Below are 16,695 nucleotides of genomic sequence, written 5' to 3' on the forward strand. Positions count from 1 at the left end.
GCTCTGCAGGACGCGGGGCTTGTCGTGACCTTCTCCAAAACGTGGCGCCCGGCCTGCCCGCGGCGCGGAGCCGTGGTGAGAAGGTGGCCGTGTGAGCAGCGATCCCGCGATGCCGCGCCTCACCGTCCGGCGGCTCCTGGAGGTCCCGCACTTCCGGCTGCGGCTGGTCGCCGGGGCCGCCGGCCTGGACCGGACGATCCGCTCGGCGCACTCCACCGAACTGCTCGACCCCGGCCCCTACCTGCGCGGCAACGAGGTCGTGCTGACGGCCGGGGCGTCCCTGCGCGACCCGGACGCCTGCGCCGCGTTCGCCGCCTCGGTCAAGGCCGGCCGCGGCGGCGCGATCGGCTACGGCGTCGGCGACGTCACCGAGACGGTCCCGGACGCGCTCCGGCGGCACTGCGACCGGCTCGGCCTGCCGCTGGTCGAGGTCCCGCCCGAGGTGCCGTTCCGCGGTTTCGCCGACTGGTTCGCCGCCGAGCTCGCCTCCACCCGCGACGAATGGGGCGAGCGCGCGGAGACCGGCCGGCTGCTGCGCGACGTCCAGCGGGGCCTGGTGCCCCCCGAGACCCTGCTCCCGCGGGTCGAGGACGCCGGGCTCGACCCCGGCGCGCTGGTCGCGGTCGCGATGCCGGCCGGCGAGGCGCCCGCCGCCTCCGGCGTCATCGGCGTGGACGACGACGTCGCGTTCATGATCACCGGGGACGCGTACGCCGGGACCGACCTCGCCGGCATCGGCACGTCCGGCCCCCTGGAGCACCTGCCCCGCTCGCTGACCGACGCCCTCGCCGCGCTCGACGCCGCCCGCCGCACCGGCGGCATCGTGCACGCCGCCGACCTCGCCACCTTCCGGGCCCTGCTCCGCCGCCTCGACCCGGGCGAGGTCGCCCCGTTCACCGACCAGATCGCCCGCCCCCTAGCCGACTACGACGAGGCGCACGACGGCAGGCTCACCGAGACGCTGCGCGCCTTCCTCAACGCGGGCGGCGCCGTCGGCCCGGCGGCCCGCGCGCTGTCCCTGAATCCCAGCACCCTGCGCAACCGGCTGTCCCGCATCGAGGCCCTGACCGGCCGCGACCCCCTCGACTTCGAGGACCGCATAGCCCTCGCCATAGCCCTCTGGGCCTGACCCCCGGAACGCGCGCCTGGACGAGCTGCGGCGCGCCACGCCGCGGTGCAGCCGGGGATGGTCCCGCGCCAGCTCGTCGAGGCGCTCGTGGTCGAGGCTCCTCCATGCCGTCCCTGCGGGCGCCGGAGCAGCCTGAGGTGCCAGGGTCCGGTCACCCGGGGAGGACGCGCGGTTCGGGATCGGGGCGGCGCGGCGTGCTGACCGCCGCGTACAGCAGGACCATGCCCGAGATCTGGGCGAGGTGGTAGAGCGAGGTCGGGTCCAGCGCGACGCGTTGGGTGATGGCCGGGTCGATGGCCTTGGCTGCTGCTGCGGCGCCGTCGGCGACGAGCGCCACGATCACCGCGCCGGCCATCGGGTGCCGGCGGCGGGCCGCCAGCGCCCACAGCGCGATGATGCTGATCATCGTGAGGCTCTCGCAGGCCAGCAGCGCGTCGACCCCGGCATGGCCGGTGACCGCCAGGACGACGTAGGCCGCGATCCCGACCGACCGCAGGGCCCAGAACGTCCTCTGATGGCGCGGACCGAGCACCTCGGCGACGGTCGCGGCCAGCAGGTAGGACACCGCGATGACGACCATCGCGCTGATGACGGCCCAGCTCGGCCCGGTCCAGCGCGCCGAGTGCTTCACGACGCCGTGGTGGACGAAGCCGGCCAGCGCCGCGGCTCCCGCCCACCAGAAGGACGTGCGCCAGTACCGGTGCGCGACCTGCGACCGTCCCAGCCTGACGGCGAGGACGACCACGATCAGGCCCAGCGCGAGATCGCTGAGGGCGGGCGCGGGTTCGGCGAGCACACCTGCACGGTACCGACAAGCCCCCGGCCGATCTCTCATCGCGGACCAGAGCGCCGGAGACGCCAGGCGGCGGTCTCCAAGGCGTGTCCCATCGCGATGCCGCCGCGGACGCCTCGTTGACCCCGTCACCGGAGCTGCCGACCGCGACGCGATGGCAGGGACGGCTACGGGGACAGCCGATCCAGCCATTCCGTCAGTAGCTGCTGTTCGCCGGGGCTTAGGGCGTCCTGGTCGGGCAGCGAGGCGCGCAGAGCGCGGGCGGCTCCGGCCGGGCCCTGTTCCTTAACGGCCGGTTCCTGGTCCGTGACGGCGGTGATCATCGCCTCGCGCAGCTCGACCAGGAGGGCGCGGTCGCGCTGTGACTCGGGCAGGGACAGCCAGGTCAGGACGGCGCCGCGTGCGGTGGCGTGGATGATCTGGGCCGCGAGGTCCTCCTTGACGCGCAGTCGGCCGGCGACGGCCAGACCGCGGATGCGGTCCGCGAGGAGTCCCAGGCCCTTCCAGAAGACGGTGGTGGACCGGGCGGGTTCGCCGTACATCAGCGCGTACAGCGCGGGGTTGGCCAGTCCGAAGTCCACCGCCGTGTCCCAGCGGACGCGCAGTTCGTTGACCGGGTCCTGCGGGTCGGCGTCCAGGTGCTTGGCGGCCAGGAACCGGGTGAACCCGTACTCGGCCACGGCGTCGAGCAGCCCGTCCTTGTCGCCGAACAGCCGGTACAGGGCCGGTGGTTGCAATCCGGCGGCCTCGGCGACCGCGCGGGTGGTGACCGCTTCGCGGCCCCCGCGTTCCAGCAGGTCGAGCGCGACTTCGATGATCCGGCGGCGAGTCTGCTCGCGCACCGCGGCGCTGGACACGGGGTTCGGGTCACCGGGCATGTACCAACGATAACGCGCTTAGAGTATCGACCGAAGTATCAAGGTTAACGTCTTATCGATAACAGGGATACTATCGATGGTATCGTGCTCTCGTTTCCATCGAAAACAGTGCAAGGAGTATCGCCATGTCCGACCGCCTGCGGATCACCGGAGTGGAAGAGACCGTCGTCGTGCCCGCCGTCTACGAGGCGTACCAGCGGGCCGGGTCGCCCGAGATCCCCGCACGCGGCTTCGGGGACGGCCCGATCGCCGGGAACCTGCGCGAGACCGGTGAGCGGCGGATCGCCCACATGGACGACCAGGGCATCGACGTCGCCGTCCTGTCCCTGTCGTCGCCGGGCGTCCAGGACCTGCCAGAGGCCGACGCGATCACGGTGGCCCGCGAGGCCAACGACCAGCTCGCGGAGATCGTCGCCTCGCGTCCCGACCGTTTCCAGGCGTTCGCCGCCATCCCCACCCAGTCGCCGGCGGCCGCCGCGGCCGAGTTGGAACGTGCGGTGGGCGAGCTGGGCTTCCCCGGCGCCATGCTGTACGGCCGCACCGGGGACAAGCTGGCCGACCATCCCGACAACGACGAGCTGTACGCCACCGCAGAGCGGCTGAGGGTGCCGTTGCACTTCCACCCGCAGATGCCGGTCCAGGCGGTGGTCGACGCCTACTACTCCGACATCGGCCGGATCGGCACGCCGCTGGCCGGGGCGGCGATCGGCTGGTACTACGACCTGGGCGTCCAGTACCTGCGAATGATCTTCTCCGGTGTCTTCGACCGGTTCCCCGACCTGCAGGTGATCGCCGGCCACTGGGGCGAGGTCGTGATGTTCTACCTCGACCACACCGGATTCTTCGCTGAGGCCGGCGGCCTTCAGCGGCCGCTCGCGGACTACTTCAAGCAGAATTTCTGGGTGGCCGGCAGCGGTACCAACAGCCCTCGCTACCTGCGCTGGACCGCCGAGGTCATGGGCACCGACCGGATGCTGTACTCCACCGACTACCCCTTCACCTACGGCTTCCGCCCCGGCGGCTTCCCCTACGTCGACACCAGCAACGGCGCCGCGCGTTCCTTCCTGGAGAACGCGCCCTTCACCGACGACCAGAAGGCCGACATCGCCCACCGCAACTGGGAACGCCTCACCGCCCGCGCAGCCGAACTCCCGGCAACCTGAAGCCCGCCAGGTGGCCTAGACGCGACCGCGCCTCTCACCCGGTACCTGGCTTGCGCATCCGAAGCCGAAGTACAGAGAGAAGCCCCTCTTCGGCACGGACCGGTTCGTTAGAACCAAGTGCCGCAGTGCCTCCGCTGCGTGTGGAGTCGAGGTGTTCCTGCCTGATCAGGGCGTTTGGGTGCGGAATTCGCCGTGCAGACAGGTGATCTGATCCTTTTAGAGATGATGCCTGCTCGCCAGATAGGGCGCCGGTTCGGAAATCCCGCGCACGGCGAGGTAGCCGTCCCGGTCGAGGTCAAGGCGGGCGGCCAGGCCGATGTCGATGGCCCAGGGGTTCCCGGCCGTGATGTGCCCGATGACGGCCTTCTGCCGGGTGTGCGCGAGGGCCTCCCACAGGAGCCGCTCGGCGGTCTCGACCTGCGCGGCGGCCAGCAGGATCGGATTCCCCTCGTCCTTGTCGAGATAGACATAGCCGGGCCGCTCGCCCGGCGAGGACGAGACGATCAGCCGTCGGCGCTCCAGCATGTGCGGATGGTCGGCGCCGTGGGGGCCGCCGCGCAGGGTCACGTCCAGCGCGTCCATCCATTCGAAGTCGTCCGGGCGTCCTTCGCGGAGGCCGTCGATCGCGGGCAGGGCGCTGCGGTCGACGCGTCCGGTCATGCTCATCAGCGGGTGCAGGGCGAAGCCCGCGAGGCGGTAGCGGCGGGTAGCGGCCGGGTGCGGGGACGAGGAGATCAGGCCGGGACGGTCGCCCGCGTGCGCCAGGGCGGCGTCGAAAAGCCTGCGGCCGACGCCCTGGCCTTGGAGGCCCGGCAGGACGCCGAAGACGGCCAGGTACCAGACGCCGCCCCGGTTCTGCGCGACCGCGAGGCCGACGATCTCACCGCCGTCCGCCTCGGCGACCCAGCAGCCGCCGGGGTCGGTCGCGACGTGGTGGCCGATCCCCTCGATCCAGCGGCGGCCGGACGCCTCGTCCGGCGGCTCGGGCTCCGGCTCGTCCCAGCGCCGGGCCATCCGGTCGGCCTCCAGGAAGGCGGCGGCGGAGGCCCGCTGGGCGGCGGGCAGATCGTCCGGTGTCATGAGTCTGATCCGCACGGAGTCCATGGGACACATGGTCTTGCAGGGACGGGGCGGACGTCACGCGCATTTCGACGGCGTCCGAACCCATGTTCCCCAGGGCCGAAGTCGCTCCTATGGGCTCTGATCAGGGTGTTTGCGATGTGGGCATTGTCTTCGTCGTGGCCCCTGAGATTCGGTGGGCGCGTAATTCTTCGTGGAGGCGGGCGATCTGCGTGCGCAGATCGCGGTTCTCTTCGACGAGTTCGGTGAAGCGGCCGTGGGCCAACTCGAGGCGTCGTCGCCAAGATTTTTCGCTCGCTCCGCGTCGGCGAGCGTTCGGTTCGCCACTCGACTGTGCTTGGCGGACTGGTCGGAAGGGCGTCGCACGAGCAGCGGCCACACCAGTCCGCCTGATTTTCCCCTCGTCGACTCCTGCCGCTCCGTCCGTTCCAGGAAGCTCAGGGGCGCACGCGAATGACGGTCTTGCCCTTGCGCCGCTCGGTCGGGTTGAGCACGGGGACGGCGTCGTCGAGGGTCGCCACGGTTCCGATGTGCGTGCGAAGGCGCCCGTCCCGCACCCGGTCGACGATCTCCACCAGCTGACTGGGAACGGACTCGACGACGAAGTCGACCGCGAGACCGTCGACAGGGCGGGTCTCAGCAGGCCCGACCACCGACACCAGCGTCCCGCCAGGCCGGATGATGCCCGCCGAGCGCCTCTGGACGTCACCGCCGATGACATCGAAGACCAGGTCGACCCCTCCGATGTCTTCGAGATCCCCGTCGTCGAGCGCGAGGAACTCGTTCGCGCCGAAGTCGAGCGCCGCCTGGCGGTCCGCCGCCCGCCCGGTACCGATGACGTAGGCGCCGAACTCCCGGGCGAGCTGCGTCACCACAGATCCGACCGCGCCGGCGGCGCCGTGTGCGAGGACGCTCTGCCCCGCCCGAAGACGACCATGCTGGAACAGGCCCTGCCATGCGGTCAGGCCGGAGATCGGCAGGCTCGCACCCATCGTGAAGTCGACGGCCCCGGGCAGCGGCGCGAGGTTGCGCGCCTCCACGGCCGCGTACTCGGCCAGGGTTCCGTCGCGGTGCCAGTCCGTGATCCCGAACACCCGCTGGCCCACCGAGAGTCCCGTCGTGCCGTAGCCGAGGGAGGCGACCACTCCGGCGAACTCGTGGCCGATGATCGCCGGGGCTCGGTCGTGACCGGAGCGATCGACCCACGTCGAGGGCCACTCCCACTCTGCCGGGACGAAGCCCGACGCATGGACTTCAACGACGACGTCGTTGATCGCCGGCGTCGGCTCGGGCCGCTCCGCCAGCTTGATCCCGGCCGCTTCCGCGGCCTGATCGGTCGCGACGATCGCTTTCATTTCTGCCTCCGTATACCTCGTGCTCGCTGGCCCTATGCGCAGGTCCGTGACTGTGTGTTCCCCACTGCGGTGGAACTCGACGCGTTTCAGTGGCCCGTCCGTCCGTGGTGGCGGATCATCTGTGGGCGTTCGACGAGCTTTCCGTTAACGAAGGTTGCTCCTGCGGGGACGAGGACGACGAGGCGGGGGATTGACCGCCCGCCAGAGGAGCGGGGCGGCGCACCGCAACAGCAGGCTCAGCGGCCGTCGTTCATCTCCCGCGAGATGGCACGCGCGGCGGCGCGGACGGCCGGAACATAGACCGCCACGTCGAAATCAACGCTCGGTGCCACCACGGACACGGCGGCGACGACGACGCCGTCCGCGTCGCGGACCGGCGCCGCCGCCGTGGTGTGCGGCAGGGGCTCGGCCTGGCTTCCGATGGCATAGCCGCCCCGCCTGACCTCGGCGAGGACACGGCGCAGATCCTCGGCGGTGCGCATCCCGTCGCAGCCATGGCCCGGCTCGAAGCGTCCGAGGACCTGCTCCTGCACATCGGCGGGGGCGTGGGCCAGCAGGACCAGGCCGACACCGGTCCGGGCCAGGGGCATGCGGCCTCCGACCCGGTAAAGCGCGGGACTCGCGTTGTGCGCGGACAGCCGCTCCACGAGCATGGCCTCGGCGCCGTCCCGCACCGCCAGCACGATGTGCTGGCCCGTGACGTGGAAGAGGTCCTCCAGGTAGGGCATCGCCACGGCCCTCAGCCCGTGCCCGCGCGGGGCGAGCGAGGCGATCTCCAGCAGCCGCAATCCGATGACGTAGCGGCCGTCGTCGAGGCGCTCCAGCGCCCCCGCCTCGGTCAGTTTGCGGGCCAGGCGCAGCGCGGTGCTGCGGGGCAGACCGGTCCGCTGGGCGAGGCGCGTCAGGGGCAGGACGCGGTGGTCGGCGTCGAAGGCGCCCAGCACGGCGAAGGCTCGGTCGATCACCGCCTCGCCCACTTTGGGGGACGCCGCGGGCGTCCGGGCCCCGGAACTCGCCTGGGGCGGATCTGAAGTCGGCACCACATCTCCGTTTTACTCAGTGGCATGCCTGGTGCCATTGGATGGCCTGTCTGCCTAGCGTAAACGTGACGCCAGAGCACACGCACCTGGGAGGAAACGGATGAGAACGCAAGGCCTGATCGACTTCCACGCCCACTTCACCACCCCGCACTACATCGAGGCCGCCAAAGCAGGCGGTCACGTGCAACCCGACGGCATGCCCGAGGCCTACTGGCCGCGATGGACCGCCGAAGAGCATCTGGCGCTCATGGACGAGGCCGGGATCGCCAAAGCGATGCTGTCGCTGTCCTCGCCGGGCACCCACTTCGGTGACGATCGGGCCGCCCGTTCCCTGGCCCGCGAGGTCAACGAGTTCTGCGCCCAGGAGGTGCGAGAGCATCCGGACAGGTTCGGGCAGTTCGCCACCCTGCCGCTGCCCGATGTGGACGGCGCACTGGCGGAGATCGCCTACTGCTTCGACGAACTCGGTGCCGACGGCGTGGCGCTGTTGTCCAACCACGCAGGAATCCGGCTCGCCGACGAGCGGTTCACGCCGCTGCTCGCCGAACTCGACCGCCGCGCGGCGATCGTCCTGCTGCACCCGACCACCTGCCCGGGCCACGAGGAACTGTCGTCAGGACGGCCGCACCCGATGATCGAGTTCCTCTTCGAGACAGCCCGTACGGTCATCGACCTCATCCTCAGCGGCGCGGCAGCGAAGTTCCCCCGCATCCGCCTGATCGTGCCCCACCTCGGCGGAGTGCTGCCGCTGCTCACCGAGCGCGTCGAAGCGTTCCGCACGATCGGCGGCGAAGCGGCCGACCGCGTCACGGTCGCCGACATCCTCGGCCGTTTCTACTACGACCTCGCCGGCATGCCGTCGAAGCAGCAGATCGCCGCGCTCACCAGCATCGCCAGGCCAGAGCGGTTGCTCTACGGCAGCGACTACGCCTGGACGCAACACGAACTCGCCCTGCGCCTGCTGGCGTCACTCGACTCGGTTCTCGCCGACGGACACCCGGACTGGCGATCCCTCACCACACGCAACGCCGACCTCCTCCTGGGCCAAAAGCCCGAACGCTGATCACCCAACGGTCATAGGAGTCGGCGACCGATCCACCCGAGACGATCACGCCAAAAACAACACCGGCCGAGCGGCGTGATAACTCCTGCCTCGAACCGCTCCCAAGTTCATCCGAAAGAGTCTGTGGGTTCCTGAAAAGGACCTTCTGTCCGGGGTCAGCGAGTTCTTCGCTGTGAACATCTCCGGCCCGAATCGCAGAGCACGTCTCGGTACCAGCCTGCTGACAGCACAGAATAACGAGGCGCGGGAGCGCCAGGAAAAGATCGATTCATTCCGCCGTGCGATCGACGACATCGAGGCCCGGAGAAGTCGTTTGGTCAAGAACCCGGAGCACCTTGGCGACGGCGACATAGACCTCATGCACGACATTCGGAGCGCGCGCGGCGGCGCTCCGACGCCTCTTTGAGGTATTCCGATTGGAAATCCAAGACGACGAGCGAACCGATATCGCCGACTGCCAGGTCACGCTGATCGGCGCCACGATGGGGCAGCACATGCGGGCGGCACCGGACGCGCTAGAGAAAACAAATACGGGCGACGGTGAAACCGTCTCCCGTTCCCTTCTGTCTGGTGCCCCTGCAGGATTCGAACCTGCGCACACGGCTCCGGAGATCACCGGCCACAGGGCCTCTGACCTGCGCACGGACGCTCCGTCCCGTCCCTCCTAGGCTCGCCCGTTCCGCACATGTTCCGCAACGAGCACCGGTAGATTGGGGCCATGACCGCCCAGCCCGAGGAACCGTCCGCGCCGCACGATCCCGGCGAGGATCCGGCCGCGATCTACGACGCGCTCCCACGGTCACATCGGGAGCAGTTCCGGGCCGAGTACGACCAGGCGCTGGACGCTGCGCACGACCTGGCGCGGTTCAAGCAGGTTCGTACTCTGCTCCAGCAGTGGCGCCTACGAGCCATCGCCTACGCCCGTCCCGGCTACGAGGAGGCCGTCCAGGACGCCCTGCAGGGCCGTGAGGACGCCTTCGTGCGGTACACGCCGCCGGGTTGGGAAGGCCGGGTGTGACCCACCGCTTCGACGGCTTCCACGGGCGCGCGCTGTACGAGCTGAACATCGGGACACGTTGGCTGCGCTACTTGATCGGGACGGGGAAGCTCACAGGGCATGTCGAGATGCCCTGCTCAGTGGAGCTGACCTACGGACGGACACGAATCCACTACCCCTCCCAGATATCGTCGGGCTCTACTCGGTGCGCGAAGAGATCGTTCGGGAGAACGGCATACCGACATTGGGCTATGCCGAGGCGTTGCACAGCCTTCGGGCCTGCGACTTGGAGGAGGCGCTTGTGTGGATTGTGACTCAGCACCGTGACCCGGCGTACCACTTCCAGCTCTTTATGAGTCCGGACGAGCCACGTGTGGTCGCCTGTTTCGGGGTGAGTCAGGAACCGAAGTTCAGGCGAACGGAGCCTCTGGAGGGATAGGGCGGCGTGCCCCCGCTGCGGGCGGGGCGGGCCGGCGGACGCGTCGCGATGCGCGGCCCGGCGCGGCCGCCCGGTGACCGGCGCCCACGCCGCACGCTCGGGGCGGCCCGGCGCGGGGCCGCGCAGTGGCCTGAGCGCCGCCGTCCCTTGACGGCGAGGACTGGCACTGGTTTGCACGGATGGATGCGGCTCTTGGCCGCTAACGTAGAGCCCCGGTTCCACGCCGGGACTCTTTCAGTAGGAGTGACCTGCGCAGATGGCCTCACTCCCGTTCCGCGTATGTTCCGTGAACGGCGACGAATGGCGGCTTCCGCTGGCATACGGCTGCACATACACGAAACCCCGGAGACCGGCATCGTGCCTGGTCAACCGGGGTTTTGGCTGATCGTTTCTGGGTGCCCCCTGCAGGATTCGAACCTGCGCACACGGCTCCGGAGGCCGTTGCTCTATCCCCTGAGCTAAGGGGGCCCTTGCGTCGCGGTGCGGCGCGTGTTGGAAGGTTACCAGGGTTGGCGGGGTGACGCGTACGTGGACGTTCGCCGTGCGTTCGGGGGAGGAGTCGACTAACTTCGAGGCCGTGACCGAGCCACTGGGACGGGTGCTGGTCGTCGACGACGACGAGGTGATCCGGCAGCTCATCGCGGTGAACCTGCAACTCGAGGGGTTCGAGGTGTCGACCGCGGTGGACGGTCAGGACTGCCTGGAGAAGGTGGCCGGGGCGCGGCCGGACGTGATCACGCTGGACGTGATGATGCCGCGGCTGGACGGCTGGGTGACCGCGATCAAGCTGCGGGAGGACCCGGGGACGGCGCACATCCGGGTGGTGATGATCACCGCGCGGGCGCAGGAGCACGACATCAGGCGGGGCCACGAGATCGGCGTGGACGCCTACGTGACGAAGCCGTTCGACCCGAACCAGCTGATCCAGACGGTGCGGAAACTCGCTGCGGTGTCCAGATAGTGGTCGGATAGTCTCACCAGGGTGACTCCGGCCGAGGTGAGCGATGCCCTTCTGGCGGCGGTGACCGAGGCCGTCGCGGAGGGCGAGCTGGACGTCGCCGTGCCCGACGGGGTGGTCGTTCTCGCGCGCGGCGCGGGGGTGTTCGAGAGTCCGGTGGCGCTGGTGCTCGGGGTCGGGCCCGAGGTGATCGCGAAGCGGGTCGGGGGGACGGTGACCGGGGGCGGGTTCGTGCGGGTCGAGGTGCCGGCGGCGGACGTGGTGCAGGCCGTTCTGCGGGAACCCGGTTACGGGGCGGCGAGTGTTCCGCGGTTCGGGTGGGACGACCGGCCCAGGACGTTCGAGAACCCCGGGTTCGCGGTGCGGTACGCGTATGCGCGGGCGTGCTGGGTGGGGCGGTGGGCTCGGGATCTCGGGGTGCCGGAAGGGCGGCTCGAGCGGCCCGGACGCGAGGAGACGCGGCTGGTGGGGGTGCTCGCGGAGGTGCCCGGGCGGGCGGCGCAGGCGGAGCGGGAAGGCGATGCCCGGCCGCTGGCGTTCTGCTTGGAGAGGGTGGCCGGGGCGTACCACGACGTCCATGAGCGGTGCCCGGCCGTGCCGGTGGGGTGCGAGAAACCCGGGGCGGTGCACGCGGGACGCGTCGGGCTGGCGCGGGCCGTGCGCATCGCCCTCGGCAACGGCCTGAAGATGATCGGTGAGACCCCAAGAGAGCGGATATGAGTCGAGTTCACCCTGCCGGGCCCCGGCACGCTGACGTCCTGCCCGAAGACCACCCGGCGGGCCCGGCGGACGATCTGAACGCCCTGGACGCGCACGTCTGGCCGCGTGGCGCGACCCGCGAGGGCGGCGTGCTGACGATCGGCGGCATCGACGTGCGGGACCTGGCGAAGGAGTACGGGACGCCCCTGTACGTCTACGACGAGGAGGACGTGCGGTCCCGCGCGAGGGAGTACGTGGCGGCGTTCCACGACGGTGACGTGCATTACGCGAGCAAGGCGTTCCTGTGCACGGCGGTGGCGCGGTGGCTGAAGGAGGAGGGCCTCGGGCTGGACGTGTGCAGCGGCGGCGAGCTGGCCGTGGCGCTGGCGGCGGGCTTCCCGACGGAGCGGATCACGCTGCACGGGAGCAACAAGGCGTCCTGGGAGCTGGAGAAGGCCCTGGAGGTCGGGGTCGGGCGGATCGTGGTCGACTCGTTCGAGGAGATCGCGCGGCTGGGGTACCTGGCGCAGGAGAAGGGCGTCCGGCCGAAGGTGATGGTGCGGGTCACGACGGGCGTCGAGGCGCACACCCATGAGTTCATCGCGACGGCGCACGACGACCAGAAGTTCGGGTTCTCCCGGAGTTCCGGGGCGGCGCTGGAGGCGGTGCGGCGGGTACTGGCGCTGAAGCAGCTGGAGCTGGTGGGGCTGCACAGCCACATCGGGTCGCAGATCTTCGACGTGGACGGGTTCGAGGTCGCGGCGCACCGGCTGGCGGAGCTGCTGGTGGCGATCCGCGACGAGCACGGGATCGAGCTGCCGGAGCTCGACCTCGGCGGGGGGTACGGGATCGCGTACCTGCCGGGGGAGGAGCCGCACGACCCGAAGTCGATCGCGGACGGCCTGCGGGAGATCGTGGCGCACGAGTGCCGCGCGTACGGGCTGGCGATGCCGCGGCTGACGGTGGAGCCGGGCCGGGCGATCATCGGCCCGGGCGGCGTGACGCTGTACGAGGTCGGCACGGTGAAGGACGTGGAGGGCCTGCGGACGTACGTGTCGGTGGACGGCGGGATGAGCGACAACCTGCGCACCGCCCTGTACGGCGCGGAGTACACCGGGGCGCTCGCCAGCCGGTCGTCGGACGCGCGGCCCATGCTCAGTAGGCTTGTCGGCAAGCACTGCGAAAGCGGCGACATCGTCGTGCGGGACCTGTGGTTCCCCGAAGATATTGCGGCGGGGGACCTGGTGGCGGTCGCCGCGACCGGTGCGTACTGTCGTTCGATGGCCAGTAACTACAACCACGTCCCGAAGCCCGCCGTGGTGGCGGTGCGGGACGGCAGGTCGCGCGTGATCGTCCGCCGGGAGACCGCCGAGGACCTGCTGCGGCTGGATGCGGAGGTCGGAGCGTGAAACCCGAACGTGGCCCGCTGCGGGTCGCGCTGCTGGGATGCGGCACCGTCGGCAGCGAGGTCGTCCGGCTGCTGAACGAGCAGGCCCACGATCTCGCCGCGCGGGTGGGGACGCCGCTGGAACTGGCCGGGGTCGCCGTGCGGCGGCCCGAGCGGGTGCGCGCGGGCGTCGACCCGGAGCTGGTCACCACGGACGCGCAGGCGCTGGTCACGCGGGACGACGTGGACATCGTCGTCGAGGTCATCGGCGGCATCGAGCCGGCCCGGACGCTGATCCTGGAGGCGATGAAGACCGGCAAGTCGGTCGTCACCGCGAACAAGGCGCTGCTGGCCGAGGACGGGGCGACGCTGTTCGCGGCGGCCCGGGAGTACGGCGCGGACCTGTACTACGAGGCGTCGGTGGCGGGGGCGATCCCGCTGCTGCGGCCGCTGCGGGAGTCGCTGGTCGGCGACCACGTGCACCGGGTGCTGGGCATCGTCAACGGCACGACGAACTACATCCTCGACCAGATGGACTCCGCCGGCGCGGGGTTCAACGAGGCGCTGGAGGAGGCGCAGTCGCTCGGGTACGCGGAGGCGGACCCGACGGCGGACGTCGAGGGGTTCGACGCCGCGGCGAAGGCGGCGATCCTGGCGCAGCTGGCGTTCCACACGCCGGTGACGGCGGCGGACGTGCACCGGGAGGGCATCACCGAGGTGTCCGCGGCGGACGTCGCGGGCGCCAAGGGCATGGACTGCGTGGTCAAGCTCCTGGCGATCTGCGAGCGCGTCCCGTCGGACGACGGCCGGAACGGGCGCGGGGTGTCGGTGCGGGTGTACCCGGCGATGATCCCGCGGACGCATCCGCTGGCCAGCGTCCGCGAGGCCTACAACGCGGTGTTCGTGGAGGCCGAGTCGGCGGGGTCGCTGATGTTCTACGGCGCGGGCGCGGGCGGCGCCCCGACGGCGTCGGCGGTGCTCGGCGACCTGGTCGCCGTGGCGCGCAACGTGGTCGGGGGCACGCCCGGCCCGGTCGAGGTGACGTACGCGAAGCTCCCGGTGCTGCCCATGGGCGAGACCGTGACCCGCTACTACATCCATCTGGACGTGACGGACGAGGCGGGCGTGCTCGCCACCGTCGCGGAGGAGTTCGCCCGCCACGAGGTGTCGATCCAGGCCGTCCGGCAGGTGGGGCTGGGCGAGGAGGCGCAGCTCGTGGTGGTGACGCACCGGGCCCCGGACGCGGCGCTTTCGGCGGTGGTGCGGGGGCTGCGGGGGCTGGACAGCGTCCGCGAGGTCGCCAGCGTCATGCGCGTCGAGGGCGAAGAGTGAGATCCCGGTAGAATCCGGGTCCACATCCGCAGGTCAGCCAAGGAGACACCGACGTGAACGGGAACGCCCGCGTGTGGCGCGGCCTCATCGAGGAATACCGCGACCGGCTTCCGGTGACGGACGCGACGCCCGTGGTGACGCTGCTGGAGGGCGGCACGCCGCTGGTGCCGGCCGTCCGGATCTCCCAGCTGACCGGCTGCGAGGTGCACCTGAAGGTCGAGGGCCTCAACCCGACCGGTTCGTTCAAGGACCGCGGGATGACGATGGCGATCAGCAAGGCGGCCGAGGACGGCGCCAAGGCGGTCATCTGCGCCTCGACCGGCAACACCTCCGCGTCGGCCGCCGCGTACGCGGTGCGGGCCGGGATGACGTGCGCGGTGCTCGTCCCCAACGGCAAGATCGCGATGGGGAAGCTGGCGCAGGCGCTGGTGCACGGCGCGCGGCTGCTCCAGGTCGACGGCAACTTCGACGACTGCCTGGAGCTGGCCCGCAAGCTGTCGGTCGACTATCCGGTGGCGCTGGTCAACTCCGTCAACAAGTACCGGCTGCAGGGCCAGAAGACCGCCGCGTTCGAGATCGTCGACACGCTCGGCGACGCGCCGGACGTGCACTGCCTGCCCGTCGGCAACGCCGGCAACATCTCGGCGTACTGGATGGGCTACAAGGAGTACGCCGCCGACAAGGTGGCCGCGCGGACGCCCCGGATGCTGGGCTTCCAGGCCAGCGGCGCGGCGCCGTTCGTCAAGGGCGAGCCGGTGCTGAAGCCGCAGACGATCGCCACCGCGATCCGGATCGGGAACCCCGCGTCCTGGGACCTCGCGATCGCCGCGCGCGACGAGTCCGGCGGCGCGATCGACTCGGTCACCGACCGGCAGATCCTGGCCGCCTACCGGCTGCTGGCCAGGGAAGAGGGCGTGTTCGTGGAGCCGGCGTCCGCGGCGAGCGTGGCGGGGCTGCTGCAGGCCGCCGAGCGGGGCGTGGTGAAGCCCGGGACGCGGGTCGTCTGCACGGTGACCGGCAACGGCCTGAAGGACCCCGACTGGGCGATCTCCGGCGCGCCGGCCCCGACGGTCGTCCGCGTCGACGCCCACGAGGCGGCCGCCGCGCTCGGCCTCGCCTGATGAACCCGCCGGAGAGGTCCGTCGTGGTGCGGACGCCGGCGACGAGCGCCAACCTCGGGCCGGGCTTCGACTCGCTCGGCCTCGCGCTGTCGCTGCACGACGACGTCGAGGTGGCGCTGACCGGCGACGGGGTGTCCATCGAGGTGGACGGGGAGGGCGCCGAGGTCGCCGACCGCGGCGAGCGGCACCTGATCGTGAAGGTGCTGCGGCGGACGTTCGACGTGCTCGACGATCTCGCCGCGGCCGGACCCGGCCAGCCGGCCGGGCAGCCGAAGGGCATCCGGCTGCGGTGCCGCAACCGCATCCCGCACAGCCGCGGGCTCGGCTCGTCGTCGGCCGCGATCGTCGCGGGGATCGTCGCCGCGCGGGCGCTGCACCCGCACGGCGACCTGATGGACGACGACGCCGCGCTGCGCCTCGCGACCGACATCGAGGGGCATCCCGACAACGTCGCGCCGTGCCTGGCGGGCGGCCTGACCATCGCCTGGACGGCCCCGGGCGGGGCCCGCCTCGTCCGGCTGGATCCGCAGGTCAGGCAGGTCGTGGCGTTCGTCCCCGAGCAGCGCCTGGCGACCGAGCGGGCGCGCGGGCTGCTGCCGGACGGCGTCCCGCACGCCGACGCGGCGGCCAACGCGGGACGCGCCGCGCTGCTCGTCGCCGCGCTCTCGGGCGGCCTCGGCGCCGACGTCCTGCTGGACGCCACGCAGGACCGGCTCCACCAGAATTACCGCGCGCCCGCGATGCCGGAGTCGGCGGAACTCCTCGAACGGCTCCGTTCGGCCGGAGTACCGGCGGTGATTTCCGGGGCGGGACCCACTGTCCTGGCCTTCACAACCGCATCACGAGTTGATTCGATGGCTCTGCGAGTGGGTAATGGGTGGCACGAACACCCGTTGGACGTCGCGACCCGCGGTGCACGCGTCCTGCCCGGTGAACCCGACCACCGGACGTGACGCGGTGCCGGTGGGGGACCGCTGCCGGGATCGCCGCGACGCTCCGGCCGGTGTGGGTCCGCACAAGATCCACCTAGGTAAAATGCGAAGACATCGACCTCTGGGGAATAGCAGTGTGCCCTGGTGATGTTAGGCTGATTGCCGCACCAGATGCCCCGTTCGGGGCAGCGTGCTCGTCAGCCGCGCGTCGCCTGTCCGGCCCTCCGGCCGTGTCGGTCCCGCGTACCAGGCTCCCCGACACCGTGACATTCCGTTGTCAGGCATTCCAGCGAAACTTCGGACGTGGCGGTGACGGGGACACGTGCGAG

General features: G+C 71.0%; 16 protein-coding genes and 1 tRNA gene. 11 read left to right on the plus strand and 6 right to left on the minus strand.

The features are described from left to right. The first annotated feature begins 91 nt into the window (after nt 1-91). Nucleotides 92-1,129 (plus strand): PucR family transcriptional regulator, encoded by a 1,038-nt coding sequence (locus tag ACA514_RS44535; protein ID WP_375047537.1) that lies wholly within the window; start codon nt 92-94, stop codon nt 1,127-1,129. Between the two features lie 151 nt (nt 1,130-1,280). Here the strand turns inward: ACA514_RS44535 and ACA514_RS44540 are convergent, their stop codons facing one another. Together ACA514_RS44540 and ACA514_RS44545 are read right to left on the minus strand one after the other, a co-directional pair. Then, on the minus strand, nt 1,281-1,925 hold the full coding sequence (locus tag ACA514_RS44540) for a hypothetical protein (protein WP_375047538.1): 645 nt from the start codon (nt 1,923-1,925) through the stop codon (nt 1,281-1,283). Nucleotides 1,926-2,089: 164 nt separating this feature from the next. Continuing rightward, nucleotides 2,090-2,800: a TetR/AcrR family transcriptional regulator gene (locus tag ACA514_RS44545; protein WP_375047539.1), complete on the minus strand. Its 711-nt coding sequence runs from the start codon at nt 2,798-2,800 to the stop codon at nt 2,090-2,092. A 125-nt stretch (nt 2,801-2,925) separates the two neighbouring features. Between ACA514_RS44545 and ACA514_RS44550 the strand changes: the two genes are divergently transcribed. After that, nucleotides 2,926-3,963 carry an amidohydrolase family protein gene (locus ACA514_RS44550; protein WP_375047540.1) on the plus strand — a complete coding sequence of 346 codons (1,038 nt, stop codon included), beginning with the start codon at nt 2,926-2,928 and terminating at the stop codon, nt 3,961-3,963. Nucleotides 3,964-4,179: 216 nt separating this feature from the next. Here ACA514_RS44550 and ACA514_RS44555 read toward each other — a convergent pair whose 3' ends face one another. The 3 genes from ACA514_RS44555 to ACA514_RS44565 all read right to left on the minus strand — a co-directional run bounded on the left by ACA514_RS44555 (nt 4,180) and on the right by ACA514_RS44565 (nt 7,438). Beyond that, nucleotides 4,180-5,043, minus strand: a complete 864-nt coding sequence (locus ACA514_RS44555) for a GNAT family N-acetyltransferase (protein WP_375047541.1) — start codon at nt 5,041-5,043, stop codon at nt 4,180-4,182. Nucleotides 5,044-5,480: 437 nt separating this feature from the next. Further along, the gene (locus ACA514_RS44560) at nt 5,481-6,398 is read right to left on the minus strand and encodes an NADP-dependent oxidoreductase (RefSeq protein ID WP_375047542.1); all 918 of its coding nucleotides are present in this window, start codon (nt 6,396-6,398) and stop codon (nt 5,481-5,483) included. Nucleotides 6,399-6,634: 236 nt separating this feature from the next. Then, nucleotides 6,635-7,438: an IclR family transcriptional regulator gene (locus tag ACA514_RS44565; RefSeq protein ID WP_375047543.1), complete on the minus strand. Its 804-nt coding sequence runs from the start codon at nt 7,436-7,438 to the stop codon at nt 6,635-6,637. A gap of 100 nt (nt 7,439-7,538) precedes the next feature. On the opposite strand from ACA514_RS44565, the gene ACA514_RS44570 reads away from it, so the two are divergent. The 3 genes from ACA514_RS44570 to ACA514_RS44580 all read left to right on the plus strand — a co-directional run bounded on the left by ACA514_RS44570 (nt 7,539) and on the right by ACA514_RS44580 (nt 9,519). Beyond that, a complete protein-coding gene (locus ACA514_RS44570) occupies nt 7,539-8,501 on the plus strand; it encodes an amidohydrolase family protein (RefSeq protein WP_375047544.1) in 963 nt (320 codons plus the stop codon). A gap of 172 nt (nt 8,502-8,673) precedes the next feature. Then, nucleotides 8,674-8,907, plus strand: a complete 234-nt coding sequence (locus ACA514_RS44575; protein ID WP_375047545.1) for a hypothetical protein — start codon at nt 8,674-8,676, stop codon at nt 8,905-8,907. A 312-nt stretch (nt 8,908-9,219) separates the two neighbouring features. After that, on the plus strand, nt 9,220-9,519 hold the full coding sequence (locus tag ACA514_RS44580) for a DUF6247 family protein (protein ID WP_375047546.1): 300 nt from the start codon (nt 9,220-9,222) through the stop codon (nt 9,517-9,519). 814 nt (nt 9,520-10,333) lie between these two features. Here ACA514_RS44580 and ACA514_RS44585 read toward each other — a convergent pair. Next, nucleotides 10,334-10,405, minus strand: a tRNA-Arg gene (locus ACA514_RS44585). A gap of 130 nt (nt 10,406-10,535) precedes the next feature. Here ACA514_RS44585 and ACA514_RS44590 point away from each other — a divergent pair. Genes ACA514_RS44590 through thrB form a run of 6 tightly spaced genes read left to right on the plus strand, consistent with a single transcriptional unit; the run spans nt 10,536 to nt 16,387 of the window. Beyond that, nucleotides 10,536-10,898 carry a response regulator transcription factor gene (locus tag ACA514_RS44590; RefSeq protein ID WP_375047569.1) on the plus strand — a complete coding sequence of 121 codons (363 nt, stop codon included), beginning with the start codon at nt 10,536-10,538 and terminating at the stop codon, nt 10,896-10,898. 36 nt (nt 10,899-10,934) lie between these two features. Continuing rightward, nucleotides 10,935-11,615 (plus strand): DALR anticodon-binding domain-containing protein, encoded by a 681-nt coding sequence (locus ACA514_RS44595; protein ID WP_375047547.1) that lies wholly within the window; start codon nt 10,935-10,937, stop codon nt 11,613-11,615. After that, nucleotides 11,612-13,003: a diaminopimelate decarboxylase gene (lysA, locus tag ACA514_RS44600; protein WP_375047548.1), complete on the plus strand. Its 1,392-nt coding sequence runs from the start codon at nt 11,612-11,614 to the stop codon at nt 13,001-13,003. Before ACA514_RS44595 ends, lysA begins: the two co-directional genes overlap by 4 nt. Then, nucleotides 13,000-14,313 carry a homoserine dehydrogenase gene (locus tag ACA514_RS44605; RefSeq protein ID WP_375047549.1) on the plus strand — a complete coding sequence of 438 codons (1,314 nt, stop codon included), beginning with the start codon at nt 13,000-13,002 and terminating at the stop codon, nt 14,311-14,313. Before lysA ends, ACA514_RS44605 begins: the two co-directional genes overlap by 4 nt. A gap of 53 nt (nt 14,314-14,366) precedes the next feature. After that, nucleotides 14,367-15,434 (plus strand): threonine synthase, encoded by a 1,068-nt coding sequence (thrC, locus tag ACA514_RS44610; protein ID WP_375047550.1) that lies wholly within the window; start codon nt 14,367-14,369, stop codon nt 15,432-15,434. Then, nucleotides 15,434-16,387: a homoserine kinase gene (gene thrB / locus ACA514_RS44615; protein ID WP_375047551.1), complete on the plus strand. Its 954-nt coding sequence runs from the start codon at nt 15,434-15,436 to the stop codon at nt 16,385-16,387. The genes thrC and thrB overlap by 1 nt, the downstream gene beginning before the upstream one ends. Nucleotides 16,388-16,695: the final 308 nt, after the last annotated feature.

Source organism: Actinomadura sp. NTSP31 (assembly GCF_041951385.1).
Lineage (GTDB): Bacteria > Actinomycetota > Actinomycetes > Streptosporangiales > Streptosporangiaceae > Spirillospora > Spirillospora napierensis.